The organism is Gordonia sp. LMA167 (genome assembly GCF_058130025.1).
Genome location: NZ_CM176708.1, coordinates 6,719,443 through 6,746,330, shown reverse-complemented (window position 1 = coordinate 6,746,330; position 26,888 = coordinate 6,719,443). Strand labels below are relative to the sequence as shown.

Below are 26,888 nucleotides of genomic sequence, written 5' to 3'. Positions count from 1 at the left end.
CCGCTCCTGCACCGTCTGAACCCGAATAGAAGGAACCTTCACGATGTTCTTTTTCGAGACCATCGCCAGAGCTCTGCGCTCCGAGGACATCACCACGATCTTCGGCGTGATGGGCGACGCGAACATCTACATGATGGACAGTTTTGCCGCGCTGGACGACACCGAGTTCATCTCGACGTCCAACGAGGCCGGAGCGGTCACCGCGGCGAACGGCTATGCCCGGGTGACCGGCGGCCTCGGCGTCGCGTGCGTGACTCACGGGCCAGCGCTCACGAACACCGTGACGGGACTGGTGGAAGGCGTCAAGGACCGCACTCCACTGCTGCTGGTTGCGGGTGACACCGCGGTACTCGACCGGGACAACTTCCAGAACATCTCCCAGCGTGACGTCGTGATGCCGACCGGCGCGGGCTTCGAGCAGGTGCGTGCGGTCGAGACGGTCGTCGAAGATGTGGCTGTCGCGGTGCGGCGCGCACTGAACGAACGTCGCCCCATCGTGCTCAATGTGCCCATCGAGTTCCAGTGGGAACAAGTCGAATTCGAGCCTGCCGCCTCGCGTTGGGCGCCGGTGCAAGCAGTACGTCCGGCTGTGGACGCGCTCGAGGAGGCAGTCGCGGTGATCGCGGCCGCCCGCCGCCCGCTGGTCCTGTCCGGGCAAGGCGTGATGTCCGAGGCCGCACGAGCAGCGGTCGCTCGTTTCGCACACCGGATCGGTGCTCCGCTCGGAACCACGTTGCGCGGACGTGACTCGTATCGGGATGACCCGCACAACATCGGGATCGTCGGCACCATCTCGCACAAGGTGGCCCTCGACGTGATCGGCGATGCGGACACCGTCATCGCGTTCGGCGCCGGACTGAACAAGTGGACGACGATGGAAGGCAGCGTTCTCGACGGTCGGCGTGTGGTCCAGATCGACGTGGACCGGGATGCGCTGCAGCGCAACCAGACTGTCGATGCCGTCGTGCTCGGCGACGCCGCGGTCGTCGCAGCCGAGCTCATCGAGATGCTCGACGCCATCGATGCCCCCGCGAGCGGTTTCGCGTCGGCAGAGTTGGCGGCGCGCCTGGCAGAGCACCGCGACGACGCCTTCGTCGACCGTAGCGGCGACGGCACCGTCGACTTACGCTCCGCGATGATCGCGATCGAAAAGGCGTTCCCGCGTGATCGCGCACTGGTTTACGACGGTGGCCGGTTCATCTTCAATGCCTTCGCGTTGTTCCACGTCGAGCGGCCACGGGATTACGTGCACACCGTCAACTTCGGGTCGATCGGCCTCGGCATGGGCAACGCGATCGGTGCCGCAGTCGGTGCGCGACGCCCGACGCTGCTGGTGACCGGCGACGGTGGGTTCATGCTCGGCGGCCTCGCCGAGTTCAACACCGCTGTGCGCCATGGTCTCGACCTCGTCGTCGCGGTGTTCAACGACGGGGCGTACGGCGCCGAACACATCCAGTTCCGTCGCAAGGACATGGATCCGGCGCGGTCGACGTTCGACTGGCCCGACTTCGCCCCGGTGGCAGAGTCACTCGGCGGACGCGGCTACACGGTGCGGTCGATGGCCGAACTCGACGCTGCCCTCGCCGAACTGCCGAAGCGGGATCGCCCTGTCCTGCTCGACATCAAGATCGACCCGGATCAGGTGGACATGGCCGGCCACTGACACCGTCGGCATCAACCGATGCCCATCCTCGCCGCGTTCTCGGCGATGATGTCGCGTCGGTGCGGGTCGTCGACGGGCCAGACGCTGTCGGCCCAGACCACGATGTCATCGAATCCCTCGTCGGCCCATCGCCGGAGTTCGGCGGGGTCTGCCCCCGGCATCCGGAACCAGGTTCGGAACGGATCTGTGCGAAGCTGCTCGTCGATCTCTCCGCTGATCTTTGCGCGGAGGCCGACTGCTTCGTCGAGAGTCGGTGTGCCGCTGCTGAACCAGCCGTCGCCTCGACGAATCGACCGGCGTATCGCCGTTTCGGTGTTGCCGCCGAGGACGAGCGGTACCGGAGTCGCGGTGTCGGTGATCTGTACGGCGTCGAACACATACTCCCCGTCCGAGCGTGCAACCCACCCTCCGGCGAGTGCGTCACGAATGATGCCGACACCGGCTTCCAACCGTCGGAACCTCGCGGCGAACGGTGCGTCAAGAGCGGCGAACTCTTCGGTGAGCCAGCCCGCACCGACCCCGAGAATCAAACGGCCGCTGCAGATCTCCTGCACCGTGCACACCGAGCGGGCGATCTGCAGCGGGTGCCGGAGCGGCGCCACATAGACTCCCGTCGCCAGCGTGATGCGGTCGGTCACTGCACCCGCTGCGGCCAGCGTCGGCACCGGATCGACAAGGTGCACAGAGGCATCCGCATGTGCTGTCGTGTGCTGCTGAAAACCCGCGCCTGCCTGCGGATGTGAGGTCCGATACGCGTATGGCGCGAGGACGTGCTCACCGATCCAGAGCGAGTCGAAGCCGGCGGCGTCGGCATCGCGAGCAAGCGCGATCACGTCGCCGGCGGCGAGTCCGTAGGCCGAGATCCCGATGCGCACATTGTCCTCCTGTGGTTGCCCGATACCTCGAACATAATCGTCATGAGGAAATTTGGCGAAAGTCTTGTGGAATTTCGTCATGATCTTTAGGGTCGACGCAGTGGCTCGAGTCACATCTGCCGACGAAGTCTTCGTCGAACCTCCGAGGAGCTGAAATCGTGAAACTGCTGCGAAGCATTACCGGTGGAATCGCCGCCGCAACGATGGCCATCGTTCTCGCTGGATGTGGCGGCAGCGAGCCGACCGCCCTGGCGAGTGATTGGGACGGCATCGTGCAGGCGGCGAAGGACGAGGGGTCGCTCACGCTGTACACCTCCGCCGGCACCGCACCTTCGGAAGCGCTGGTCGAGGGATTCAAGGACAAGTACGGGATCGACGTCACCTTGGTACGAGGTATCGACAGTGAACTGCTGCCCAAGGTCGAGACCGAGCTCAACATCAAGCGGGGCATCGCCGACGTCTTCATCACCTCGGATCGGACATGGGTCGACTCGCATCCCGACGCCGTGATGACGATCGAGGGCCCGTCGGTACACGAGGACGCGTACGAGGCGTCGAAGAACGCGCCCGACGGAACATGGGCGGCGACACACGCATTCGTGTCCGCGCTCTCATGGAACACCGACCTGGTGAAGTCCGCGCCGAATTCGGCGGCGGATCTCCTCTCGCCGGATCTGGCAGGTGGCAAGATCGGGTTGCCTGACCCGGACACGTCGCCATCGATCGTGCAGTTCTACACACACATGGCGAAGGCCCAGGGCGCAGGATTCCTCGAGAAACTTGCCGCGCAGAAGCCGCGCATCTACCCGTCGACCGCGACCATGATGCAGGCGATCGCATCCGGCGAGATCGCGATCAGTCCATACACACAGCCGATGGTCGACGAGAAGGCGGCAGGTGCACCCGTCGACTACGCGATAACGAACGACGCCTGGGGCGTCCGATCGTTCGGCGGCGTCCTGGCGACTGCGCCCAACCCCAATGCGGGACAACTGTTCATGGACTACGTCCTGTCACGCGACGGGCAGACCGCGTTCACCACTCCGAAGTACGGCACGCCGCGGACCGACGTCGACAGTGCGGCAGCCACGTTCAAGGACGTCACGCTCACTGACGGATACCCGGAACAGCAAGAGGTCACCGACTTCCGAGCGCGCTTCAAGTCGCTGATGTTCTGACGGCGCTGAGTCACCGACCACCGACATCATCACCGAAGGGCGAAATCCATGACGTCGCTGACCATCTCGAACCTGAGTAAGAGCTTCAAAGCGCGTAGGCGCGTCACCGTGATCGACGACCTGGACCTCCGAGTCGAGGACGGCGAACTACTGGTCCTGCTCGGGCCGAGCGGTTGTGGGAAAACCACGACGCTGCGATGCGTCGCGGGCCTCGAAACTCCCGATCAGGGCGCCATCCGATTCGACGACACCCCGGTCTTCGAGTCCGCGTCCGGGGTGAACACACCTCCTGAGCGGCGCAGCATCGGTGTGGTGTTCCAGTCGTATGCCCTGTGGCCGCACATGACGGTGCGCAGGAACATCGAGTACCCACTTCGTCACCGCAGGCTGAAATCGAAGATCGCCGAGGGGTGGGTCGACGAAGCGGCTCGCCTGGTCGAGTGCGTGAATCTGTTGGACCGCTATCCGGCGCAGCTGTCAGGCGGTCAGCAGCAGCGCGTCGCACTCGCACGCGGGCTCGTCGCGCGTCCGGACCTGGTGCTGTTCGACGAGCCGCTGTCGAATCTGGATACCCGGCTTCGGGATTCGGTCCGGTCGCAGCTTCATGAGCTGCACCGTTCCTTGGGTTTCACCGGCGTCTTCGTCACCCACGACCAAGGCGAGGCATTCGCATTGGCCAGCCGGATGGCGATCATGCGGGCGGGTGCCATTGACCAGATCGGGACGCCGCAGGAAGTCTACGAGCGGCCGCGAACGGAATACGTCGCGGACTTCATCGGCCTGACCAATGTATTCGACGTGCGACGCGACGGCGATGCGGAGACAGTGTTCGGCCTCCCGCTCACCGGGCGCCCGCTTCTGTGCGGGCACGCTGCCGAGGCACGGGTGCGGTTGCGTCCGAACGACATCGACCTCGCGCCGCCAGGCACGGTCGCCGACGAGGTCAGCAGCTTCCCGGCGACTGTGGTCGACGTGACCTACGGGGGCAGCCACCTCGACGTGATGGCCGACGTCCACGGACATCGATTGCATGCGCAGATCCCCGCGGGCGACGCCGGCAGTTGGCAGCGCGATCTCGAGGTCGGGGACGCCGTCGCCGGGCGTTTCGTCCCGGAGGCGGCACGGCTCTACGACTCCGATGGCGCGTGGATCTCGTCACCGGTCAGAGAGGGTGCGCTCGCATGACGGTAGACGCTCCGGTCCTTGTCGACTCCGCACGCACAGCCGACGTGACCCCGGTTCCGCTCGGTCCGCGCGTCAGAAGGTGGAGGTCGCGTCCCTTCCGTGGGTCGGTGCTCCTGGCAGCATTCGTGGCGGTGCTCGCCTACTTCGTCGTCTGGCCGCTGATCCAGCTGCAGCAGCGCGCGTTCGAGGACGGTGGGCGTGGCTACTCCGTGGCGTTCGGAACCGACGGTGTGTTCGGCGTGATCCGCGACACGCTGGTGTTGTCGGGTGCCTCAACCCTGATCGCCACGGTCCTCGGGACCAGCCTCGCCTGGGCAGTGACCCGACTACCGTCGCGGCTCCAGTGGATGCGCGTTCTGCCGCTGCTGCCGATTGTGATGCCGATGGTGGCCGTTGTGCTCGGCTGGGGCTTCCTGTTGTCGCCGCGTCCCGGATTCCTCAACACGCTGATGAGGAAGCTTCCCTGGTGGTCCGATCTGGAATCCGGTCCAGTCGATGTGTACTCGTTCTGGTGGATCGTGGTGATAACCGGATTTGCGTTGACAGCCTTCGTCTACCTCTTCGTGAGCACCGGTGTGCAGAACGTGAGCGCCGACCATATCGAAGCCGCCCACGCGAGCGGTGCGACGGCGACCCATGCATTCTTCACCGTCGTCCTGCCGCTGCTACGGCCCTCGCTGATCCAGGGAGTCGGTGTCGCGTTTCTCCTCGGCATCGGCCAATTCACTGCTCCGCTCCTGCTGGGTTCGAACGCGGGCATCGACGTTGTCGCCACGTGGATGCTGATGTTCACGGCCAACTCCCCGATCGATTATGGCGCGGCCGCCGCCATCGGTTCGCCGCTGCTGGTCATCGGGTTGGTGGTGATCGTCGCCCAACGGGCTGCACTCGGAGATCAGAAACGGTTTGTCACACACGGCGGCAAGGGTTTCCGGTCGGGGGGCAAGCCGTCGCTGGTCGCCGCGCTCGGCGTCGGTCTCTATTTCCTGCTCTCGACCTTGCTTCCGTTGATCGCACTCGTCATCGTGGCTGTCTCACCGTTCTGGAGCGGGAGCCCACACGACTTCACCTTCGACAACATTCACACGGTGCTGACCGACGAACGTATCGTGGGAGCATTGGGGACGAGCGTGCTGGCATCCGTCGGCGCGGCGCTGATCGTCCTGCCGGTCGGGTTCATCGCCGCCGTCGTTCTGGTTCGCAATCAGCAGAATCGGATTCTGAAATGGTTGTTGGACGTTGTTGTCGCACTGCCGCTCGGGGTGCCGGCGGTGGTGTTCGGAGTCGGCTTCCTCCTTGCCTACTCGACCGCTCCGTTCATCCTGTACGGGTCCACCTGGGTTGTCGTCCTGGTGTACGCGACCCTGATGCTGCCTTTCGCGACGAGGACATTGACCTCGGGCCTGATCGCACTCGGCGATACCTACCTGGAGGCCTCGCGAACGTGTGGTGCCACACCGATCCATACGTGGCTGTGGATCGTCATGCCGTTGCTGCGTGGCAGCATCGCCGGTGCCGGCGCCATCATCTTCGTGATGCTGACACACGAGTTCTCGGCGTCGCTGCTGGTACGCGCTCCGACGGTGCAGGTGATGGGCACGCTTCTCTACGACTACTGGACCAACGGGCAGTTTCCCGTGGTTGCGGCGATGGCTCTGGTCATGACAGTCGTGACCGGCTTGGGTGTGTGCGTGGCGATGTTCGTGGGCGGCCGCAACGTCATGCAGAACCTGTGAGTCCCTCACCGTGAAGCGTCATCTGATGCTCCCGGAAATCGGTGACGTCATGGCGCTGCCGGAGGTCAACGTCGAGCCGGTTCCCGACGAGCACATCGACGGGAACGGGCACCTCAGCGTCCGGTTCATCGTGGAGATCGCCGCGCACGGCGCGCATGCGTTGTTGGTGGCCTGTGGTCTCACCGACGAGCGCCGAGAACGCACTCATCAGGGCGTGTTCACGGCCGAGCACCACATCGCCTATCTCGCGGAGATGAGTGCGGATTCCGATCTCGCGGTGTACGTTCGAGTGCTCGACAGGTCTGACCGAGCGGTTATCCTGCTGGCGTTTGTCGTCGACCGCGCAAGGCGACGCGTGACCGCGGTCCTTCGGGGTGTCGTGGTGAGCGTCGATCTGGACACGCGACGTTCGACACCTTTCGCACCGGAGATCGCTTCCGAGATCGACCAGTTGCTGTCGGACCACGATGGGCTCGCCTGGTCGCCGCCCTTCCCACGCTGGGGGCGGTTGTCCCGTGCCCGACATCGCCGGTGGCTACGCCGAGCGGGGCGAATCCTCGGACGTCTGCACCCGTTTGCGCCGAAAGACGTGGCGCGGAAGTGAAGTCATACCGACGCCGGATCGATTGTCTGGCAATCGATCCGGCGTAGGTTGTGCTCGTCGCCGCCTCGCGGTGGGTCAGTGGCTCACGGAATCGACGAGTTGATTTGCATCGAGCCCGGGTTCGGGCTTTGTGATACCCAATTCGGCATATCGGTCGAAGGTCTTCTGGATCACGTCCGCCGAGATGTCCGCTGAGTACTCGTCATAGGTCTTCAACACGGCGTTGGCGATCCTGACATCCTTGATACCGCTGTCGCTCATGGAAGTATTCAGGACGTCTTCGTGGTTTCGGGGATCGCGAATGTACTTGAGCGCGACCTTGGTTGCGTCGCAGAAGGCCCGAGCGGTCTTTTCGTTGTCCTTGAGCCACGCCGACGGCGCGATCCATGGGCTGCCGTACAGCTGTCCGTAGAGTTCGCTGTGATCGGGTAGGTAGATCAGTTCCTTGGCCGCACCGCTTTCGACGAGAGCTTGTGTGCCGGAGGGGTTGGACTGTGCGACGTCGATGCTGCCGTTCTGCAGAGACGCCTGGGTGACCGAGTTGCTGCCGCCGATGTTCACCCAGGTCAGGTTCGATGCACCGCCGTCGGTGAGTGCTGCGTCGAGCATGATCTGGAATCCACTACCGATCGGTGTCTGCGCGCCGACCTTCTTCCCGGAAAGCGCTGCGAACACCTGCTGCGGGGTGGCGCCGTCGGAGATCGCCGGCAGGTCGGTGTCTGCAGCGGCGACGATCGACGACTGCGTGACCTCGATTCCGCCGCAGAACGCTTGAACGTTACCGCCGCCCTGTACGCCTTGGGCGAACGTCGCGGCCGACACCTGCCCGGCCTGCGACTTGGTCGCCTGCAGTGCCTGAACGCCCTGCAGATTGTTCGGCTGCGCAACAATATTCACGGTCAGACCGACATCGTCGAAGAACCCCTTCTCCTGCGCGATGAGCACAGGAAGACGATAGGCGAGGGCGGGGAACAGCATCACCTGCATGCCTTCCGCATTCGCATCGGTGTCTGCCGAGGTGGAGCCACCGGCGCATGCCGCAGCAGAGCACGTCAACGCCAGGGTTCCGACGAGTGCCGCCATCTTTTTCAGCTTCATGGATTCCTTCACGGTGATCGGGGTGAGGATCGAAAGTGACGCCAGTCACACACGGGAGTATTTATTATGAGGAATGTGATGTCAAGTGGTGCAGTTGAAATAGCGCCCACGCGAGAACGGAGGTCGATTTCGGCTGCACCATCGGGGCGCGTGGCGTCCGGAGCGCGCCGAGGCCCTGAGATCCGCTTGCAATTAAGATCATGAGGAATTACTGTGTCGTGTAACACACCGCAGATGGCGGTGTTGGTAGGTCACAACGCCTGATCAGACCTACGCGCCTGCGCAAGTGGTGTGTTGCCCCGAGTGATCGCGGCAGCACTTGTCTCACGTGTTGTGAAGGCACGCTTGGATACCGCCCTGCTCACGGCACGTCCCGCTCAATAGCACCACCGCCTGGTTACACCACCGAAGGAGACATCTCATGAGTGCTCATTCGACGACTCAGCTGACCGAAGCCGAGCTTGTTGATGCCGCGGCGCGGCTCGAGCGCGCCAAGGCTGCCGGGTGTCCGGTTGTCAATTTCGACTACACGACGCCCCAGCCGGCGTTGAGCTACTTCTCCAAATTCGATGAGCTGCGCAACCAGACGCCGACGGCGTATTCGTCCTACGGCCCTGGGTTTTGGATGCTGCTCACCTCCGATCTGGTCCGCGAGGCGTATCAGACGCCGGAGATCTTCAGCAGCAGCGCAACGATTCCATCGGTGCCCAATCCGGATTGGCATTGGATTCCGACGATGGTTGATCCGCCGTTGCACAGTGAGTATCGCCGGATGCTCAACATCGCGTTCTCGCCGCGTTTCGTGAAGCAGAACGAGGATCGGATCCGGCAGGACTGCATCGAGACCATCGAGAAGTTCGCCGCCGACGGCGCCTGCGACTTCCTGGGGCAGTTTGCGAAAGTGTTTCCGACACAGGTGTTCTTGCGCATCGTGGGTCTGCCGATGGAGCACACCGACATGTTCATGGCGTGGGTCGAGGCGACTTTCGACGGCCTCGGACATCTCGGCGATGATGCCATGGATCAACGGGAGGCCCAGGCCGCGATCCAAACCTACTTCGCGGGGGTGCTCGAGGACCGTCGCGAGAACCCGCCGGCCAACCCTGAGGACGACTTCTTCTCGATCCTCGCGAGCACGGTCATCGGCGGTGAACCGATCACCGATGACGCGTTCACCAACATGGCCGAGGTGATCCTGTTGGCCGGCCTGGACACGGTGAAGAGTCAGCTCAGTTACATGTTCTATTGGCTGGCCAACCATCCGAGCGACCGGGAGTGGATCGTCCGCGAGCCGGAGATCATCCCGAACGCCGTCGAGGAGTTCCTGCGTGCCCACAACATCGTCATGACGGCTCGTCAGGTTGCCGAGGACACCGATTTCCATGGTTGCCCGATGAAGCAGGGCGACATGGTGATGGTCGCCAATCCGTCGGCGTCGCGCGACGAGGCCGAATACGACAATCCCACCGAAATCCAGCTCGACCGTCAGGTCACGACCCACTACTCGTTCGCGGGTGGTCCGCACCGTTGCGTCGGCGCGCATCTCGTCCGGACGGAGCTCGCGATCGCTCTGGAGGAGTGGCACAAGCGCATCCCGAACTACACGGTCACCAACACCGAGGGGCTTGTCGAGGCGGGCCCGACTGTGGGTCTCGAGCGCCTGGAGCTGGCGTGGTCAATGTGAGCTGCCAACACTCAAGGGCTGTGAAGTCTTCTGAGAAAAAGAATTTGAAGGTAGAGAGGAAGAGTTTTCATGCCGTTGGAAAATGATGTCCAGTTGGTGTCTGTCGACGATCACTTGATCGAGAGGCCCAACGTGTGGCGTGACAGGTTGCCTCAGAAATATCGGGATCGTGGCCCGCGAATTGTCGAAGCCACGGGTGAGGAAACCGACCAGTACGGATTCGGGCAGCGCGTGAGCAAGGGCAACCAGGTGTGGATGCTCGAAGACAAGGTGTACGCCCAGCTCGGATTGAATGCGGTTGCGGGCCGCCCACGCGATCAGATCGGCACCGACCCGGTCCGTTTCGACGAGATGATCCCGGGCTGCTACGACCCGGCGGCGCGCGTCAAGGACATGGACGTCGACGGTGTGCAGGCCGCGGCGTTGTTCCCGTCCTTCCCGCGTTTTGCCGGGACGCTGTTCGGTACCCTCGAAGACCGCGAACTGGCACTCCTGTGTGTGCAGGCGTGGAACGACTATGTGCTCGACGAGTGGTGCGCACCGTATCCGGACCGGTTCATTCCGATGATCATCCTGCCGCACTGGGACATTCAGCAGTCGATCGCAGAACTGAAACGTGTGGAGGGCCGCAACATTCGGGCGATCTCCTTCCCGGAGAACCCGGCGAAGCTGGGGCACCCGTCCTTTCACTCCGATCACTGGGATCCGCTGTTCTCGGAACTGACCGAACGGGACATCGTCGCATGCCTGCACTTCGGGACGTCCGGTCAGGTGACCTTGACGGCCGACGATGCGCCGATGGCAGTGATGACCACGCTGATGGGTACGAACTCGATGGCGTCGGTGGCCGACCTGCTGTTCTCGCCGGTCTTCCACAAGCACCCGAATCTGAAGGTGTCGGTCTCCGAAGGCGGTATCGGGTGGATTCCGTGGCTCCTCGAGCGAGCCGATCAGACATGGGAGCGGCACCGCTTCTATCAGAACGTCAACCAGGAGATCCGGCCGTCCGAGCTGTTCGGACGAAACATCTGGGGATGCTTCATCGTCGACGAGTACGGCGTGAAGAACCGACATGAGATCGGCGTGGACCGTCTGACATGGGAGTGCGACTACCCGCATTCGGACTCGTACTGGCCCAACAGCCGCAAGGTGGTCGAGGAGATGTTCCTGGATGTCCCCTCCGACGAGGTGAAGAAGATCGTCGAGACCAACGCGCGGGATCTGTTCCGATTCCCGAGGGGAGCGTGACGCCATGGCCGACAACACCGATCTTGAGTTCGGCGAGTCGGATTGGGACGAGCAAGATCTGCTGACCATCGACGAGGCGGGAGGTCGCCTCGAGGAGGAGATCGCCGCGCTCAACGCGCGGATCGCTCGGTCCTCCGACGACGCGGCAGCCGGCCTCGTCGCGCGTCGTGCGGCCATCGAGGCTGTCCGCGCAGCCATCTCTGCCGGGCCGACCCAGCTGGCTCGCGCCGACTGAGCTGACCCGCGGGACACCGAGGACCTGGCCGGTGACCACGACTCCGAGTCCCTGTGACCCCACATGCCTTCACAGGGGCTCGGAGCCGTGGTCACCGGCCAGGTCGTGTGTCGACTTCCGACCGCGCACTCCACCCTTGACGTAATCCTCATGAGGAATTATTCTGTGATCGTGTTCACTCAAACCGCCACCGTCTCCGGTACCTCACACGGCCGACCGCTGAACGTCGAGGGGCGTGCGGCATGACGTCCGGGGCCCGGGCCGACCTCACGCCCGACGTCGCACCCGTCCGCGAGGGGGAGAACCTCGATTGGCCGGCGCTGGAGGCCTACCTGCGGGCGGAGCTGCCCGACCTCGACGGACCGTTTTCGGTGCTGCAGTTCCCGCGCGGATCGGCGAACCTGACCTACCGCGTGACCTTCGGCGACCGGCACCTCGTCGTGCGACGTCCACCGCTTGGTCAGGTGGCGGCGGCCGCTCACGACATGGCACGCGAGCACCGCGTGCTCTCCCGTCTGTACGAGGCGTATCCGCGGGCGCCGCGCGCTTATCTGCACTGCGCCGATACCGCGATCGTCGGCGCCGAGTTCTTCGTGTCGGAGTACCGCCGTGGGCACGTGGTCTGGGACCACGTGCCGACCGAGGTCTCGACCGACGGAGACGCGTCAAGACGTGTCGGTCTTGCCGTGATCGATGCGCTGGCCGAACTCCACGACGTCGACCCGGAATCGTGCGACCTCCAAGATCTCGGCCGACCCGATGGGTTCCTGCAGCGCCAAGTGGATGGCTGGACGCGCCGCTGGGGCGCGGTGGCCGATCAATCGCTGCTCGACGACGCCGCGCAGACGCGGGCCCTCGTCGATGAGGTCGCTTCGCGGCTGGCTCGCGGACTGCCGCGCACACAACGGGCCGGTATCGTCCACAATGACTTCAAGATCGACAACTGTCAGTTCGTCGACGGTGACCCCGACCGAGTCGCCGCCGTCTTCGACTGGGACATGGCGACTCTCGGTGACTCGCTCGCCGACTTCGGCACGCTGCTGAACTATTGGCCCGACCACACCCTCGACGTCGACGACCCCGGTGCATTCGTCGCCGCGTCGGCCACGCGAGCGCTCGACCTTCCCGACCGGCGCACCGTCGTCGAACGGTACGCGTCCACGAGTTCGCTCGATCTGGCCGACATCGCCTGGTACGAGGCGTTTGGCTGTTGGCGCACCGTCGTCATCCTGCAACAGCTGTATGCGCGCGCCGTACGCGGGGAAAGCGCCGATCCGCGCATGCTGCAACGTGGCGAAATGGTTGCACCGTTGGCTCGACGGGCTCTCGCGCTGCTCGGCGCACACGCCTGAAAACCCTTACATCGCAAGATCAACCCGAGAACGAGGAAACACATGAAGACCGGAAGCAAACTGCTCAGCTCGGTGTGCACCACCGAGGTCATGGTGGTCAAGGGAGCCGACATAGACCTCGCCTGTGGTGGCTCACCGATGGTCGACACCCGCGGGGACGAGTCGGGTCCCGTGGCCGACGGCTTCGACGGTGGCACTGTGCTGGGCAAGCGCTACGCCCACGAGGCGTCGGGCCTGCAGGTGCTGTGCGTCAAGCCAGGTGCGGGAAGTCTCTCCGTCAACGGTGAGATCCTGCCGGAGCTCGCCGCCAAGAAGCTACCCGCTTCGGACTGAGGCGCATCAATGAATGTGACGATGCTCTTGCAGATGGCCGCTGAGGCCGCCGGCGACCGCACAGCGATCGTCGGCGACGACATCCGGTGGACCTATGATGATCTCGCCCAGCAGGCGGGCGCATGGGCTGCGGTCATCAACGATCACGACGTCGAGGCCGTCGCGTACGTCGGCGAGAACTCACCCGATGCCATCGGCCTCTTCTTTGGCACTGCGGTCGCAGGCGTCTCGTACGTCCCGGTGAACTACCGGTGGACCGACGCGCAGTTGCACGAGGCGCTCACTCGAATAGCGCCGGTCGCGGTGGTCACCGACGAGCGTTCGGCGCCCCGCGTCGACGGTCTCGAGGGCGTGCACGTGCTGTCGCGGCCGGACCCGAGCCGCATCGCCGAACCTGCTGACACCGACGGTGAGTTCCCCGCCGTTCTGCTGTTCACCAGTGGTACCAGCGGTACCCCGAAGGCGGCGATCCTGCGTAACCGCCACCTCGTGCCGTACGTCGTGTCGACGGTCGAGTTCCTCAACGCCGATGAGGACGAGGCCATTCTCGTCTCGGTTCCGCCCTATCACATCGCCGCGGTCAGCTCGATGATCACGTCGGTCTATGCCGGTCGAAAGATCGTGCTGCTCACTGCGTTCGACCCGCAGAGGTGGGTTCAGCTCGCTCGTGGCGAAGGCGTCACCCAAGCGATGGTGGTGCCCACCATGCTGGACCGGATCCTCGACATCGTCGAACACGACGGACAGGGTCTGCCAACGCTCCGCCACCTGTCCTACGGTGGCGGGCGCATGCCCGTCGACGTCATCGAACGGACCCTTCGACTGTTGCCGGACGTCGACCTGGTGAATGCCTACGGGCTCACCGAGACGAGTTCGACGATCAGCCTCCTCGGTCCCGAGGACCATCGGATCGCCGCGGACAGTGACGATCCCGTGGTGCGTGCCCGACTGGGCTCCGTCGGTCAAGCGTTGCCGTCGGTCGAGATCGAGATCCGCGACGACGATGGCACCGTGCTCGCCACCGGTGAGACCGGTGAGATCTGGGTACGGGGCGATCAGGTGTCCGGAGAGTACTTGAGCCACTCGGCGATCGACGAGTCCGGTTGGTATCCGACACGCGATCACGGACACCTCGATGCCGACGGTTTCCTGTTCCTGCACGGCCGCGCCGACGACGTCATCGTCCGTGGCGGCGAGAACATCGCGCCCAGCGAGATCGAGGACCGCCTGCGCGCGCATCCGAGTGTGGACGACGTCGCCGTCGTCGGGATTCCGGACGAGCAGTGGGGCGAGCGGATCGAGGCGTTCGTGGTGAGCTGCAGCGACATCGACGTCGACGCACTCAAGGAATGGGTCCGCGAAGGCTTACGCTCCACCCGCGTACCCCAATACATTCATCAGCAGGCAGAACTCCCGTACAACGAGACCGGGAAACTGCTGCGACGTGTGCTCAAGGATGAGCGGGTCGCCGCGCTGTAGCGCCGTGCCCGAGATATTCAGGTAAGGAATCAGGTGACCCCATGACGTTCGTGATCACGCAGAACTGCTGCAACGACGCGTCCTGTGTGCCGGTGTGCCCGGTGAACTGCATTCATCCGACACCCGATGAGCCGGAGTACGCGACCACCGAAATGCTCTACATCGACCCAGAGGCGTGCATCGAATGCGGTGCGTGCCTGGACGCGTGCCCGGTGAGCGCGATCGAACCCGATTACGATCTGCCGGAATCCTCGCTGCCGTTCCTGGAACTCAACTCGGTGTACTACCGCGATCGGACCCACCAGGATTACCCACGGGTCCCGTATGTCGCTACGCCCGTGCGTGGGTGGAAGGACTCGGGGCCCCTGCGTGTGGCCATCGTGGGCGCTGGACCGGCGAGCAGTTACGCCGTCGAACATCTCCTCGCACAGCGTGGCCTCGACGTCCAGATCGACGTCTTCGAGAAGCTGATGACCCCGTGGGGGTTGCTGCGGCACGGTGTCGCTCCTGATCACGCCGCGACGAAGCAGGCAGCCGACGCCTTCACGAGGTCGATGCGTCACCGCGCGGTCCGCGTATTCTTCGACGTCGCAGTCGGTGTGGACATCACGCGCGACGACCTCGCCGATCGTTATCACGCAGTTCTCTACGGTGTGGGCGCTGCGTCGGATCGGCGTCTGAACATCCCCGGTGAGGACCTGCCCGGCAGTATGGCCGCGACCTCGCTGGTCGCCTGGTATAACGGACATCCCGACGGGCCAGAGTTCGAGCCCGACCTCACGTCGGAACGGGCGATCGTCATCGGCAACGGCAATGTCGCTCTCGATGTCGCACGCATTCTCGCGTCTGACGTGGACGACCTCCGCACCACCGACATCGCCGAACACTCGTTGGATGTGCTTGCCGGGTCTAAGATCCGGGAGATCAGGGTGCTCGGCCGTCGCGGCGCAGACGTCGCGGCCTTCACGACGCCGGAGCTCATCGGGCTGCGTGAGTCACTCGGTCCACGTCTGATCCGCAGCGAGACCTTGGGTGAGCCGTCACCGGACGCCTCGGTCGTCGCGCAATACAAGCGAGAGCTCATCGAGCAACTGCCGACGCAGGCTCCGGAGACCGATGAACCCGTCGTGGTGCTGGATTTCCGTCGGACACCACTCGAGATCGTCGGCGACTCCGCGGTGCGGGCGCTGCGCCTGGAGTCGACGGGTGGCGGCGATGTAGTCGACGTCGAGTGCGGGCTCGTCGTCCGCGCCGTCGGTTACCGTTCGGAGCCGATCGCCGGGCTCCCGTTCGATACCGAGCGGGCCATCGTCCCCAATCATGACGGCCGCGTACAGGATGTCGACGGTGAGACCGTCAGCGGAACGTACGTCACCGGCTGGGTCAAACGCGGCCCGTCGGGATCGCTCGGGACCAACCGCCGGTGTGCGCAGGCAACCGTCGCGTCGTTGCTCGACGACTTCCGCGCGGGAGTGTTGGCCGAACCGGGTGTCATCGACGACATCACGGAACAGTTGCCGGACGCCGTGAGCTTTGACGATTGGCGGCACCTCGATACGCACGAGAAGACCACTGGGCGCGCCGCGGGACGGTCGCGACTGAAGACGGTGAGCCGCGACGAGCAGCGCACCATCGTCGCCGCCCGCGAATCCTGACGGCAACCGGGTATCGGCCCCACAAGGAGGTTGTGATCAGCGCAGAAAGCGCCCCGAGGGTTTTCGAGTCCGTCGACGACTTCAGCGCCGCGGTCGGTCAGCAACTCGGCACCAGCGCGTGGCTGACGATCGATCAGACGATGGTCGACGGCTTCGCGGAGCTGACCCGCGACCGACAGTGGATTCATGTGGACGCCGAGCGGGCGGTCGGCGGCCCATTTGGTGGCACCATCGCCCACGGATACCTGACGTTGTCTCTGCTGCCGTCTTTCGGCTGGCAGATCTACACGGTCAACGGTGTGGAGATGGGTGTCAACTACGGGCTGGATTCCGTACGCTTCCCGCATCCGGTGGTCGTCGGCTCCCGCGTCCGTGCCGTCGCGACGCTGACCGACGCCCGGAGTGCGCCGTCGGGGTGGCGGTTCGTGGTTAGATTCGTCGTGGAGATCGAGGGACAGACCAAGCCGGCATGCGTCGCCGACACCGTCCGGCTCCTGGTCGGCTGATCGAGCGCTGTCGACCAACTGGCCGGTGCGTGCGCGGGCACCGTTGGGTCGCTCGGTGCCACCGGATCGGCGGTGGACACGTGAAAGCCGGCGCCTCAGCGCATGCCCTAAGCCGGGCGCTTGCCGACGTAACCTGTTTCGGCAGGGTGTAGCCGCAGCCTCCGGATCGCGATCGCGAGTTGTACTCGAAGGCGTCCCGCGGGATCCCGCGTCGACCAGCCCAGGGACTGTTCGATCGTGACAAGGCGGTCTTGCAGTGTCGAATGGTGGATGTACAACGCGGCCGCGGCCAGCCGCAGACTTGTGTGCGAGGTGTATTCGACCAGGGTTCGCAGAACCCAGGGCGCTGTCTTGGCGGCGGTCTCGAGTTTCAGGACGTCGATCGGCGGCGCGGCTGGGTCGAATGCGCCGGCCAGTAGGGCGAGAGCGCTGACCTCGTCGGCGTATACGACACACGGACCGGGGTCGTCGTCGGTTCCGTCGGCGGCGAAGCGCAGTGCCGTCTGCGCGTCTGCCCACGATCGCGGCAGTTCGAGGAAGGGGACCGCGGGGCCCACTCCGACGCGTTGGCCGCTGGCCTGTCTCCGGGTGTGCGTGGCCTGGTCGACGGTCTCGACTCTCCCCGGTGCCCCGGCTACGGCCACCGCGCGCAGCAGGGCATCCTCGGGAATCCGAAGCGCGCGGAGAGCGTTGCGACGGTCATGCTCGCCGGCTGCGGCGTCGAGCAGAACTTCCACCGCGGCCGGATCGTCGACATCGCCGGCAAGCCGCGGAGCGCGTCGTGTTCGCTGCAACACCCCGCGTGCGGCGAAGGATGCCCGATCAAGGACCATCGCTTCGACGAGTGAATAGCCGCCGGTGTGTTCAATCCAGAAGGCCGCCGGATCATCGGGTGTGAGCTGTGCGGTCGGCCATTGTGCGTCCGTTGGGCCGAGCTTGCGATCGATGTGTCCATCGACGTCGGCACGCAGCGCGATGTTGTGGCGCGAGTCGACGAATCGCGCTGGGCAGCCGGTCAGGGTGGCGACCGCGGCAACGATCGGCTCCAGCCCGGCGCGGCCCTCGACCAGCTCGTCGAACCGCGTGATCACCCGGGCGGCAGCGCCCGCATCCGGATCCAACGCGTCGAGTCTGGCGATTACGTGGTGCACCGCTTCATCGTGCCGCACTGTGATGTGGATTACCAGGAGCGACCGGGTTGCGATCGCAGTGTTCGTGGGTCCCGGGCGATGCCATTTGGCGGGTGATTGCCGCCGAATGGCAACGCCGCGCGCGTATTTTCAGTCATACGATCGGCCCGAACCGCGCCTGATCTGGGTGCACACGTCAGCAAAGGGGCTCCGATGTCGTACCAGGTGATGAAGAACGTGCAGATCCCGATGCGGGACGGCACCAGACTTGCCGCGGACATCTGGTTGCCGGCGTCCGAGGGGCCGCTCCCGGTGCTTCTCACACGGACGTCCTACGGGAAGACAGAGTTCGTCACATACACCGGTCCCACGCCGAACGTCTTCAAGCTGGTCGCGGCCGGCTACGTCGTGGTCGTACAGGACTGTCGGGGAACCTTCGAGTCGGAAGGGACGTTCGTTCCGCACGTCGGGGAAGCCGAAGACGGTGTCGACACCATCGAGTGGCTCCTCGCGCAGGACTGGTGCGACGGCAACATCGCGACATTCGGCGGTTCCTATCTCGGGATGAACCAATGGCTCCTCGCCGCTACCGGGACCGAGGGGCTCAAGGCGATCGCGCCGGCCGTTTCGTCCGGCGATCTCTACCGGGCCCCGTGGTACTCGCAGGGGGGTGCGCTGTCGCTCGACATCACCATGGTCTGGGCAACGATGATGGGTTTGCAGAATGCGCAACGGTCGCTGAAGGCAGGTACCGGCGAGGTGAGCGATCTACCGCTGCTCGCCGCCGACCTGGCCGATCAGGAACGAGTCGTCGCGGTCACGCCTCTCACCGATCATCCGCTCATCGAGAAGCACTTCCCATGGACCTTCGAGAAGGTGCTGACCCATCCCGACCGCGACGAGATGTGGAGCGGACTTGCCGGCCTGGACAGTGCCTCGTCGATCACCACCCCGGCGCTGCACGTCGGAGGGTGGTATGACCTCTTCATCGGCGAGACCTTGCACTCGTACCGCATGTTGAGCGACAAGGCGGGGTCCGAGGACGCCCGCAACAGCCAGTATCTGATCATCGGGCCGTGGGCGCACAGTCCCAACGGGCACGCGGCGCACTACCCCGACCGGTCATTCGGTATGTTCGCATCCATCGACGCCGCAATGCTGACCGATCCGCATATTGCATTGTTCGATCGCTGGCTCAAGGGTCGGGAAGATGCGCTGGCCGACCAGCCCCGGGTCCGGCTGTTCGTGATGGGCATCGACCAGTGGCGCGATGAGTCGGATTGGCCGCTCCCGGACACCGTCTATCGATCCTATTTTCTCAATGGCGACGGTCCCGCCAACACTGCTGCGGGCGCCGGTGTCCTGACGGCGGCCGAGCCGATCACCGACGTGGTGGACACCTATCTCTACGACGCTGCCCGCCCGGTCCCCACGCTCGGCGGTACAGCCGTCAAACCCGGAGGCTGGGACGGTCCGGTGGATCAGCGCCCGGTCCACGACAGAGCCGATGTGTTGGTCTTCACCACTGAGGTGCTCGACGAACCGGTCGAGGTCACCGGCCCGGTTTCGGCGACCCTGTACGTGAGCTCGTCGGCCGTGGACACCGACTTCACCGCAAAACTGGTCGACGTGCACCCCGACGGCACAGCCATCATCCTGTGTGACGGCGTCTGTCGGATGCGCTACCGGAACTCCCTGTCCGCTCCGCAACAGATGACACCCGGCGAGATCTACGAGATCAGCGTCGACCTGCTCGCCACCTCGAACGTCTTCCTGCCGGGCCACCGCATCATGGTCGAGGTGTCGAGTAGCAATTTCCCGCGTTATGACCGCAATTCCAACACCGGCGGCATCATCGCAAAGGAACACCTGTCGGATATGGCCACCGCGGTCAATCGCATCCACCGCGGGCCTGAGTATCCCAGTCGGATCACGTTGCCCATCATCGAGCGATGAATCGATCGACACCTCTGTCGGTCGGCCACCAAACCCTGTCGCGATGACACATCAGCTCTCGAAGGACAACCCATGAGTACCCCCTTGAATGATGTTGCGGACCTGCGTCGGACCGGCCGCCGCCAATGGATGACGCAGGGAGACATCGAGGTTCCACCCGACGTGACCGACCGTTGCACCGGGGACGTGATCGCCGCCGCGATCGGGTATCTTCCCGGCGTGCGAGTCGACTCGGTCAGCCTCAACAGGTCTGGGAGTTTCGAGACACCTCCGCACCCCTTCGGCGCCCCCAGCTACGTCGAGGAGTCCCTGCCGGATTACTGTGAAGTGGTCGTCGAGCAGGAGAGTCCCGCCGGCAATGTCGCGCTCGTGACGGTGTGGGTGCCATTGAGCTGGAACAAGCGGTTCCTCGGGTCGGGCGGACACGCCAATCGAACGACAGTCGCATGGATCCCCGGCGATGAGCTACGGCACGCGAACCTCGGGGTCGCGATCCGCAATGGGTTCGCCTCAGCCGTGACCGATGGCGGATACGGAAAGAATCCACGGTTCACCGACTGGCAATTCGACGAACAAACGGGCAAGAACGATCCGGATCTCATCGAGAACTGGATCCACCGAAGCACGCACGACATGACCGTCATCGGCAAGGCTGTGGTCAATGCCATTCACGGAACCGACCCGGAGTACTCCTACTTCCAGGGCGGATCAGGCGGTGGTCGGCAGGCAATGGCACAGGTGCAGTGCCATTCCTCGGATTACGACGGGGTGTGGGCGTCGGACCCGGCGATCAACTGGTCGCACCTGATTGCCGCCGAACTGTGGCCTGCGGTGGTGACGAAAGAGCTCGCCAATCCGTTGTCGCCGGTCAAGTTGGAGGCTTTCCGCGTCGCAGCCGTCGACGACTTCAACCGTCTTCACGGCACATCCGATCCGTTCGCATCCGGCGATGAACCCACCGTCTTCGCCGCCTCGCGCATCGTGGGGTGGCATACGGCGGATGGGGAGATCACCGAGGCCAACGCTGCCGTGATGCAAATGATCTGGGACGGACCACATACCGCGGCCGGTGAACCGTTGTGGTTTGGGCTTCGCCCCGGAACCGAAAGCTGGGGAGACAATTTCGCCGGCGTCGGTACGTGTACGACCACCGGCCGCGACGGCGAACTGGTACCCGATCCTTTCGCACTCTCCACGGCATGGTTTGGGTCATGGATTCTGGAAGACCCCGAATGGGATTGGACAACACTGACGTTCGAAGGGTACGGAACGGTTGTTCCGCGCGGGTGTCGAGAAGTTCGGGTACGCGGACATCGACAACCCTGACCTGTCAGGCGTGCTGGAAAGCGGTGGGAAGCTTCTCATCACCCACGGAACCGGCGACGAGCTGATCGATCCCGAGGGGACTCGTCGCTACTTCGACCGCGTCATCGCACGCATGGGAGGAGAGTCTGCGGTAGGTGGCTTCGCCCGACTCTTCCTGGTACCCGGTGACGGCCACGGATTTCGGATCAGAGACCGGTTCGGCATCGAGTTGGCAACCTCAATGATCGCCCTGATGAACTGGTCGAAAACGACATGGCCCCAAACCATCTCGAATACCGTGTACTTCGGGGAGGACAGGATCACCGTCACCGGAACCAAATCGGTCCTCCCGTATCGATTGTCCGATGCGGACGGTGCGTGAGGCGTCGTCGACGCCAGAGGGTTGCACGAAGGGTCGCCCGACCTGCCGTTCCGCCATCGCGGCCTGGCAGGTCGGGCTTTTCATGAACTGATCGGGGGGCGTGGGCGATCCCGTCAGAGTTGGGGGGTGTGCCGTCGCCAACCGCGGGCCAGGGGCCAGTCCTGCGGACCGCGCTGCTCAGGTTGAACGACAGTCGGGACCGGACCGCGGCCAGTCGATCGCACACAGGCGGCGCGGCGCGGAGGACGTACGCGGACAGCACAGGGCCCGCGACAACATTGGTCGCGTGGTCGTGATGCTCGGGCATCGCGATCTGCTCGAGCAACAGGCCGCCACGTGACACCACCTGATGGTGCCGGGTTCTCAGAGTCGCAACTCATCGGGAGCTCGACCATGAGGCGGGCGTCATCCGCACCACTCTCGACGCGACGGCAAACCGACCATGCCGGTGCTGGTCACAAGTGGGAAAGCGCTGGCCTGGCAGTCGATTACCGGCCGATGGTCGAGGTCATCGCGGGCATCGTCACAGCCCACTCGATGGGTCCGAGCCTCAGTCGGAGTGCCCTGCCTGCGGTTGCGACTCCCGCCGGCTCACCGCACGGGGGAGATGCCGGAGCATGTGTGAGCAGGCGCACAGATCGACTACATTTCTTCCATGACCAACTCAGCATCGCGCATTGCATTTGTCCAGGCCACATGGCATAGCAGCATCGTGGACAAGGCCCGGGAGGGCTTCGTCGCCGAGCTTCCCGGACTCGGTGTCGATCCGACGCTCGTCGACCGTTTCGAGGTGCCGGGTGCGTTCGAGATCCCGCTGCACGCCAAGCGACTCGCGGCGACCGGACGGTACGCAGCAATCGTCGGTGCCGCCCTCGTGGTCGATGGTGGAATCTACCGGCACGACTTTGTGGCGACCGCCGTCATCGACGGACTCATGCGGGTTCAACTCGATACCGATGTCCCGGTTTTCTCGGTCGTGTTGACTCCCCACCACTTTCACGAACACGAGGAGCATCTCAACTACTTCACGCGGCATTTTGTGACCAAAGGGGAAGAGGCCGCGCGGGCCTGCGTTTCCACGATGAAGTCGTTGCAGGCGATCGACGAGCCGTGAGCGCACATCAACACAAACAGCGATGACGGGGTGACCTTCGCCGAGGTGGCAGGCGCGTGACCAGCGACCCTCATCGGAACGTGCCCTCCACCCGGCGCGCACGACGTAGCTTTCGGGCCGATGGTGTGTTGGATCGCGAATGATTCCTGGGGTTCGACAACAGATCGGACGACACGGCTGTCCGAATCCGGACCACCCGGCGCAGCGGTGCCGACTCCGAAATGTGTTCAAGATCAGACGAAATAGGAGATCGGTGACTCAGCGGCGCAGCAACCGACCCAGCCACCGCATGCGTGCGGACAGGGTCGCCTGCGACACCGCGGCTTCGGGTGCGAACACGTCGTAGCCATGAAATCCGCCGGGCCAGATATGGAGTTCGGCGTCGCCTCCTGCGTGCCAGATTCGCTGGGCGTAGTCCACGGCCTCGTCGCGGAACGTCTCGGCCGATCCGGCGTCGATGAAGGTCGCCGGGAGGTCGGCCAGCGATTCCGCGCGTGACGCAGACGCATACGGCGACACGTCTGGCCCTCCGCGGTTGGCGCCGAGTAATGCCGTCCAACCGGTTTCGTTGGCGGTCCGGTCCCAGACGCCCCGTCCGGCCATCTGCACCGCCGACGGGGTGTGGTTTCGGTCATCGAGCATTGGGGCCAAGAGCATCTGGCCGTGCAGCGCGGGTCCACCGCGGTCCCTCGCCAGGAGGGTCGTCGCGGCTGCCAGGCCTCCCCCGGCGCTGATGCCGAAGATGATCACCCGCGCGGGGTCGATTCCCAGTTCGTCGGCGTGGTCGACGACATAGCACAGTCCGGCGTAGCAATCCTCGACCGGTGCGGGATGGGGATGTTCGGGCGCGAGTCGATAGTCCACGGACACCAGCGCGCAGTTGTTCGCGGCCGCGATGTCCGCGGTGACGTGCAGTGCGCTGCGGGGTGTACCGCCGATCATTCCGCCGCCGTGGATGTTGTAGATCACCGGCACGGGGGATGTTGCGGCGGTGGGGATGGAGATGAGAAGCGCGATGTCTGGGTCGCCGACAGGACCCGGGATCACTCGCTCGGTGATCGCGTAGGTGCCACCGGCGCTGAGGATTTCGTCGGAGGCATTGGCTGACTCGTTCATCTGCCTGAAGTCTGCCAGCATGTCGATCGTTACCGCGATCGGTAGCTCATCCCGGCTCTTTTCCAGCTCGGTGTTGCACTCTGCGTCGAATACCGGCGGCACGCCGACTCGTGCTTCACTGGCAATGTCGACCAACGATTCTTGACTCATGTGACCTGCTCCATTCTCGACCCCGCGGGCGGACGACCGGATTCGAACGATCCGCGACCGGCGTTCGTTCGACCTGGGGCACGATCTGTTCGTGCCCTGTGTGGACATTGACAGGGCGCGACGTGCGATTTCTACCGCCATTCGGCTACGACTTCCCGCCGTCTGGCGGCTGACGCGGCGACGGGCAGGGCAGATAGGTTGATGAGTGCCGCAGCGCACACTCGTAGACATACGCGATAAGCATCACAAGCGTTCCGCTTTTCTGCGGGCGCATTTGGACGGCGAACATGCCTGATCGTCGAAACACGAAGGAAGTCATATACATGGACACGATCGCACGCACCTCGCGTCACCAGTGGATTGTCAGACCGGACGACCTGCAGGATGATCCAAATGTCGTCGAGCGATGCAACACTCAGACGCTTTCGGAGGCGCTGGCCTACCTGCCGGGCGTATCGGTCGAGAGCGTCGAGTTCAACCGCAGCGGGCAGCTCGAGGTGCCCGCAAACCTGATCACGCAGATACCGGCTTTCGTCGAGACCGACCTCCCCAACTACTGCGAGGTGGTCGTACATCAGGAATGCCCTGGCGCCCACATTGCCACCATCCGGGTTTGGCTCCCGCTGAGCGCGTGGAACGGTCGGTTTCTTGGAACCGCAGGGGGCGGAAACCGTCTCACAAACGGATTGATGCCCGGCGATGTGTTGAGGTCCTCGACAATTGCCGTCGGTGTCCGAAACGGCTTCGCCGCTGCCAGCACGGATGGTGCAGTCGGCGAAGATCCACGCCCGGCTGACTGGCAATACAACGGAGAGACGAGGGACAACGACCGAGACCTGATCGACAATTGGGTCCATCGCGGAACTCATGAGATGACCGTCGTCGGCAAGGCCGTGACAGTCGCCGTATACGGTTCGGCGCCGAAATACTCTTATTTTCAGGGTTGTTCCGGCGGTGGCCGTCAAGCCATCGCAGCAGCGATCTACCACCCGTCCGACTATGACGGTGTGTGGTCGGACGTGCCGGCGATCAACTGGACACGGTTCATCCCTGCCGAGTTATGGCCGGCCCTGGTGATGAAGGAGCTGGAGAACCCGCTTGCGCCGGCGAAGCTCGAGGCATTCCGAAAAGCTGCCATCGACGACTACCAGAGGGCCACCGGCGCCCTCGATCCGTTCATCGACAGTGTGGAACCCCCCGTGTACGACCCTCAATGCATTGTCGGGCAGGCGACCGCCGCAGGAGTGATCACGCACCGTGACGCGGAGGTCATGCAGATGATCTGGGATGGGCCGCGCTCTCCAGACGGCGAACAATTGTGGTTTGGCCTCAGGCCCGGCGCTGCATCGTGGGGAACCCTGGTTCCAGGCGTCGGGTTGTGTGTCACAGAAGACAACGCCGCCGGTGAGCTCGAGCCCGACCCTTTTTTCATCGCAAAGTCCTGGTTCCAGACCTGGCTGCTTCGTGATCCGGAGTGGGACTGGACCACACTCACCTTCGAGGAGTATGCCCGGCTGTTCAAACAGGGCGTCGACGAGTATTCCTATGCGGCGATCGACGACCCGGACCTTTCCGGTCTCCGCGACAGCGGCGGAAAGTTATTGATCACCCACGGAACCGACGACCAGGTGATCTTCTCCCAGGGGAGCGCTCGATACTACGACCGGGTGGTCGACCAGATGGGCGGGTTTTCCACAACTGCCGACTATGCCCGGCTGTTCATGTGTCCCGGTGACGGTCACGGGTTCGGCCTTCCTGACGGTTTCGGCACCGACCTGGCGACAGGCATGATCGCCCTGATGGAATGGGTGGAAGGTGGCGTGGCCCCGCAGACCCTTGCGACGTTCAAGCACTCCGTCGAGGGTGCGATCCTCGACACCCGACAGGTCGCGCCCTACGGCGCACTGCAAGCGGAGTCGGTCGCCCACTAGGCCCTGGTGGGAGGGAGTGGCGCGACAAGGCGCGACTTCCTCCCACCACCTCGGCGAAACACAGAACTGTGTCAGTGGTCGTGTTCGCCGATCCGGAGGACGTATCTGCCAAAAACGGCACGACCAGATGATGAACAGATTGACCGCGGTGGTAGGGACGTAGATTTCTGGGAGCCGGTGGCACTGTGCTGATTGTGCGCCCAGTTCCGCAACCCGGCCTGGGCGATGGTGGTGGTGCTCAGCACAGGGTAAGGCGTGATGGCACCGCATCTTACGGTGAACAGCAGCAACCAGGTCCGGCAGATGATCACGTGAGAATTGTGAACAGTTTCGCGATCTTCCCGCCCTCGATCAGGGCCACGTCGAACCCCGACGCGATCACCTCGTCGGAGCCGGGTGCTACCACGTTCCACGCCAAATGCCCCATCCCCGGAACCTGGTGAATCGGACCGGCTTTGACAAAGTGCAGCCCGTTCAGAGGGCCGTCGAGCAGGGCATCGACCTTCGCGGAGACCTGCTCATGCCCGATCACCGTGCCCTCTGCATCGGTGAACACGACGTCGGGTGAGTAGGTGCGGGCAATCGCGTCCCACCGACGCTCGCGGTCACGCTCGTCGAACACCTCGAGGAGGTTGGCTTCCATCAGGCGGGTGATGTCATCGCTCATGAGTCCTCCGATGTGGCTGTGTGAAGCGCAGATTAGCGCAGGTGGAGCCTGGGTGCCCCCGGCTCCTTCCTATCCCTCGATCCCGGAGGAGGTTGGATCCCCGGTTCCCCTCGATCCCGGAGGAGGTTGAATCCCCGGTTCCCTTCGATCCCGGAGGAGGTTGGATCCCCGGTTCCCTTCGATCCCGGAGGAGGTTGGATCCCCGGTTCCCCTCGATCCCGGAGGAGGTTGGATCCCCGGTTCCCCTCGATCCCAGAGGAGGTTCGATCCCCGGTCCCCCTCGATCCCTGAGGAGTTCCGGAGCGC

23 protein-coding genes are annotated in these 26,888 nt (G+C 64.2%); 18 read left to right on the top strand and 5 right to left on the bottom strand.

Going from position 1 to position 26,888, the window contains the following annotated elements; all coding sequences use genetic code 11:
* The first annotated feature begins 43 nt into the window (after positions 1-43).
* A complete protein-coding gene (locus tag ACVT6V_RS30315) occupies positions 44-1,663 on the top strand; it encodes a thiamine pyrophosphate-binding protein (RefSeq protein WP_489897748.1) in 1,620 nt (539 codons plus the stop codon).
* An 11-nt stretch (positions 1,664-1,674) separates the two neighbouring features.
* On the opposite strand, the gene ACVT6V_RS30310 is transcribed toward ACVT6V_RS30315, so the two are convergent.
* Positions 1,675-2,619, bottom strand: a complete 945-nt coding sequence (locus tag ACVT6V_RS30310; RefSeq protein ID WP_489897747.1) for an LLM class flavin-dependent oxidoreductase — start codon at positions 2,617-2,619, stop codon at positions 1,675-1,677.
* Between the two features lie 77 nt (positions 2,620-2,696).
* Here ACVT6V_RS30310 and ACVT6V_RS30305 point away from each other — a divergent pair, with 77 nt between their 5' ends.
* From ACVT6V_RS30305 to ACVT6V_RS30290, 4 genes are read left to right on the top strand one after another with little or no spacing between them, the layout of a single operon-like run.
* Complete coding sequence (locus ACVT6V_RS30305; RefSeq protein ID WP_489897746.1) at positions 2,697-3,716, top strand: ABC transporter substrate-binding protein; 1,020 nt, start codon at positions 2,697-2,699, stop codon at positions 3,714-3,716.
* A gap of 48 nt (positions 3,717-3,764) precedes the next feature.
* Positions 3,765-4,901 carry an ABC transporter ATP-binding protein gene (locus ACVT6V_RS30300; RefSeq protein WP_489897745.1) on the top strand — a complete coding sequence of 379 codons (1,137 nt, stop codon included), beginning with the start codon at positions 3,765-3,767 and terminating at the stop codon, positions 4,899-4,901.
* Entirely contained in the window at positions 4,898-6,637 is a 1,740-nt protein-coding gene (locus ACVT6V_RS30295) for an ABC transporter permease (RefSeq protein WP_489897744.1), read from the top strand. Before ACVT6V_RS30300 ends, ACVT6V_RS30295 begins: the two co-directional genes overlap by 4 nt.
* A gap of 25 nt (positions 6,638-6,662) precedes the next feature.
* Entirely contained in the window at positions 6,663-7,241 is a 579-nt protein-coding gene (locus ACVT6V_RS30290) for a thioesterase family protein (RefSeq protein ID WP_489897743.1), read from the top strand.
* Positions 7,242-7,316: 75 nt separating this feature from the next.
* Here the strand turns inward: ACVT6V_RS30290 and ACVT6V_RS30285 are convergent, their stop codons facing one another.
* The gene (locus tag ACVT6V_RS30285; protein WP_489897742.1) at positions 7,317-8,339 is read right to left on the bottom strand and encodes an ABC transporter substrate-binding protein; all 1,023 of its coding nucleotides are present in this window, start codon (positions 8,337-8,339) and stop codon (positions 7,317-7,319) included.
* Between the two features lie 421 nt (positions 8,340-8,760).
* Here ACVT6V_RS30285 and ACVT6V_RS30280 point away from each other — a divergent pair, with 421 nt between their 5' ends.
* From ACVT6V_RS30280 to ACVT6V_RS30245, 8 genes are all read left to right on the top strand, one after another.
* Positions 8,761-10,023: a cytochrome P450 gene (locus ACVT6V_RS30280; RefSeq protein WP_489897741.1), complete on the top strand. Its 1,263-nt coding sequence runs from the start codon at positions 8,761-8,763 to the stop codon at positions 10,021-10,023.
* A 69-nt stretch (positions 10,024-10,092) separates the two neighbouring features.
* Positions 10,093-11,271, top strand: a complete 1,179-nt coding sequence (locus ACVT6V_RS30275) for an amidohydrolase family protein (protein ID WP_489897740.1) — start codon at positions 10,093-10,095, stop codon at positions 11,269-11,271.
* A 4-nt stretch (positions 11,272-11,275) separates the two neighbouring features.
* Positions 11,276-11,506: a hypothetical protein gene (locus ACVT6V_RS30270; RefSeq protein WP_489897739.1), complete on the top strand. Its 231-nt coding sequence runs from the start codon at positions 11,276-11,278 to the stop codon at positions 11,504-11,506.
* 242 nt (positions 11,507-11,748) lie between these two features.
* Positions 11,749-12,858, top strand: a complete 1,110-nt coding sequence (locus tag ACVT6V_RS30265) for a phosphotransferase family protein (protein WP_489897738.1) — start codon at positions 11,749-11,751, stop codon at positions 12,856-12,858.
* A 42-nt stretch (positions 12,859-12,900) separates the two neighbouring features.
* On the top strand, positions 12,901-13,191 hold the full coding sequence (locus ACVT6V_RS30260) for a hypothetical protein (protein WP_489897737.1): 291 nt from the start codon (positions 12,901-12,903) through the stop codon (positions 13,189-13,191).
* A 9-nt stretch (positions 13,192-13,200) separates the two neighbouring features.
* On the top strand, positions 13,201-14,670 hold the full coding sequence (locus tag ACVT6V_RS30255; protein WP_489897736.1) for a class I adenylate-forming enzyme family protein: 1,470 nt from the start codon (positions 13,201-13,203) through the stop codon (positions 14,668-14,670).
* Between the two features lie 41 nt (positions 14,671-14,711).
* Positions 14,712-16,325 carry an FAD-dependent oxidoreductase gene (locus ACVT6V_RS30250; RefSeq protein ID WP_489897735.1) on the top strand — a complete coding sequence of 538 codons (1,614 nt, stop codon included), beginning with the start codon at positions 14,712-14,714 and terminating at the stop codon, positions 16,323-16,325.
* A 32-nt stretch (positions 16,326-16,357) separates the two neighbouring features.
* Positions 16,358-16,831: a MaoC family dehydratase gene (locus ACVT6V_RS30245; protein ID WP_489897734.1), complete on the top strand. Its 474-nt coding sequence runs from the start codon at positions 16,358-16,360 to the stop codon at positions 16,829-16,831.
* Between the two features lie 107 nt (positions 16,832-16,938).
* On the opposite strand, the gene ACVT6V_RS30240 is transcribed toward ACVT6V_RS30245, so the two are convergent.
* Positions 16,939-17,982 carry a helix-turn-helix domain-containing protein gene (locus tag ACVT6V_RS30240; protein WP_489897733.1) on the bottom strand — a complete coding sequence of 348 codons (1,044 nt, stop codon included), beginning with the start codon at positions 17,980-17,982 and terminating at the stop codon, positions 16,939-16,941.
* A 96-nt stretch (positions 17,983-18,078) separates the two neighbouring features.
* Between ACVT6V_RS30240 and ACVT6V_RS30235 the strand changes: the two genes are divergently transcribed.
* The 4 genes from ACVT6V_RS30235 to ACVT6V_RS30220 all read left to right on the top strand — a co-directional run bounded on the left by ACVT6V_RS30235 (position 18,079) and on the right by ACVT6V_RS30220 (position 22,718).
* Entirely contained in the window at positions 18,079-19,917 is a 1,839-nt protein-coding gene (locus ACVT6V_RS30235) for a CocE/NonD family hydrolase (protein ID WP_489897732.1), read from the top strand.
* A gap of 72 nt (positions 19,918-19,989) precedes the next feature.
* Positions 19,990-21,243: a tannase/feruloyl esterase family alpha/beta hydrolase gene (locus tag ACVT6V_RS30230; RefSeq protein ID WP_489897731.1), complete on the top strand. Its 1,254-nt coding sequence runs from the start codon at positions 19,990-19,992 to the stop codon at positions 21,241-21,243.
* Positions 21,191-21,604, top strand: coding sequence for a tannase/feruloyl esterase family alpha/beta hydrolase (locus ACVT6V_RS30225; protein ID WP_489897730.1), 414 nt, complete (start codon positions 21,191-21,193; stop codon positions 21,602-21,604). Before ACVT6V_RS30230 ends, ACVT6V_RS30225 begins: the two co-directional genes overlap by 53 nt.
* Before the next feature lie 655 nt (positions 21,605-22,259).
* Positions 22,260-22,718 carry a 6,7-dimethyl-8-ribityllumazine synthase gene (locus tag ACVT6V_RS30220; RefSeq protein WP_489897729.1) on the top strand — a complete coding sequence of 153 codons (459 nt, stop codon included), beginning with the start codon at positions 22,260-22,262 and terminating at the stop codon, positions 22,716-22,718.
* Positions 22,719-22,976: 258 nt separating this feature from the next.
* Here ACVT6V_RS30220 and ACVT6V_RS30215 read toward each other — a convergent pair whose 3' ends face one another.
* Complete coding sequence (locus tag ACVT6V_RS30215; protein ID WP_489897728.1) at positions 22,977-23,984, bottom strand: alpha/beta hydrolase; 1,008 nt, start codon at positions 23,982-23,984, stop codon at positions 22,977-22,979.
* Positions 23,985-24,307: 323 nt separating this feature from the next.
* Between ACVT6V_RS30215 and ACVT6V_RS30210 the strand changes: the two genes are divergently transcribed.
* The gene (locus ACVT6V_RS30210; RefSeq protein ID WP_489897727.1) at positions 24,308-25,915 is read left to right on the top strand and encodes a tannase/feruloyl esterase family alpha/beta hydrolase; all 1,608 of its coding nucleotides are present in this window, start codon (positions 24,308-24,310) and stop codon (positions 25,913-25,915) included.
* 307 nt (positions 25,916-26,222) lie between these two features.
* Here ACVT6V_RS30210 and ACVT6V_RS30205 read toward each other — a convergent pair whose 3' ends face one another.
* Positions 26,223-26,582, bottom strand: coding sequence for a nuclear transport factor 2 family protein (locus tag ACVT6V_RS30205; protein ID WP_489897726.1), 360 nt, complete (start codon positions 26,580-26,582; stop codon positions 26,223-26,225).
* Positions 26,583-26,888: the final 306 nt, after the last annotated feature.

Bases quoted from the DNA above. Each gene is read 5' to 3' on its own strand.
- ACVT6V_RS30255 (WP_489897736.1), top strand. From the start codon at position 13,201: ATGAATGTGACGATGCTCTTGCAGATGGCCGCTGAGGCCGCCGGCGAC.
- ACVT6V_RS30315 (WP_489897748.1), top strand. From the start codon at position 44: ATGTTCTTTTTCGAGACCATCGCCAGAGCTCTGCGCTCCGAGGACATC.
- ACVT6V_RS30260 (WP_489897737.1), top strand. From the start codon at position 12,901: ATGAAGACCGGAAGCAAACTGCTCAGCTCGGTGTGCACCACCGAGGTC.
- ACVT6V_RS30265 (WP_489897738.1), top strand. From the start codon at position 11,749: ATGACGTCCGGGGCCCGGGCCGACCTCACGCCCGACGTCGCACCCGTC.
- ACVT6V_RS30220 (WP_489897729.1), top strand. From the start codon at position 22,260: ATGACCAACTCAGCATCGCGCATTGCATTTGTCCAGGCCACATGGCAT.
- ACVT6V_RS30250 (WP_489897735.1), top strand. From the start codon at position 14,712: ATGACGTTCGTGATCACGCAGAACTGCTGCAACGACGCGTCCTGTGTG.
- ACVT6V_RS30215 (WP_489897728.1), bottom strand. From the start codon at position 23,984: ATGAGTCAAGAATCGTTGGTCGACATTGCCAGTGAAGCACGAGTCGGC.
- ACVT6V_RS30270 (WP_489897739.1), top strand. From the start codon at position 11,276: ATGGCCGACAACACCGATCTTGAGTTCGGCGAGTCGGATTGGGACGAG.
- ACVT6V_RS30210 (WP_489897727.1), top strand. From the start codon at position 24,308: ATGGACACGATCGCACGCACCTCGCGTCACCAGTGGATTGTCAGACCG.
- ACVT6V_RS30230 (WP_489897731.1), top strand. From the start codon at position 19,990: ATGAGTACCCCCTTGAATGATGTTGCGGACCTGCGTCGGACCGGCCGC.
- ACVT6V_RS30280 (WP_489897741.1), top strand. From the start codon at position 8,761: ATGAGTGCTCATTCGACGACTCAGCTGACCGAAGCCGAGCTTGTTGAT.
- ACVT6V_RS30300 (WP_489897745.1), top strand. From the start codon at position 3,765: ATGACGTCGCTGACCATCTCGAACCTGAGTAAGAGCTTCAAAGCGCGT.
- ACVT6V_RS30275 (WP_489897740.1), top strand. From the start codon at position 10,093: ATGCCGTTGGAAAATGATGTCCAGTTGGTGTCTGTCGACGATCACTTG.
- ACVT6V_RS30295 (WP_489897744.1), top strand. From the start codon at position 4,898: ATGACGGTAGACGCTCCGGTCCTTGTCGACTCCGCACGCACAGCCGAC.
- ACVT6V_RS30285 (WP_489897742.1), bottom strand. From the start codon at position 8,339: ATGAAGCTGAAAAAGATGGCGGCACTCGTCGGAACCCTGGCGTTGACG.
- ACVT6V_RS30205 (WP_489897726.1), bottom strand. From the start codon at position 26,582: ATGAGCGATGACATCACCCGCCTGATGGAAGCCAACCTCCTCGAGGTG.
- ACVT6V_RS30310 (WP_489897747.1), bottom strand. From the start codon at position 2,619: ATGACGAAATTCCACAAGACTTTCGCCAAATTTCCTCATGACGATTAT.
- ACVT6V_RS30290 (WP_489897743.1), top strand. From the start codon at position 6,663: ATGCTCCCGGAAATCGGTGACGTCATGGCGCTGCCGGAGGTCAACGTC.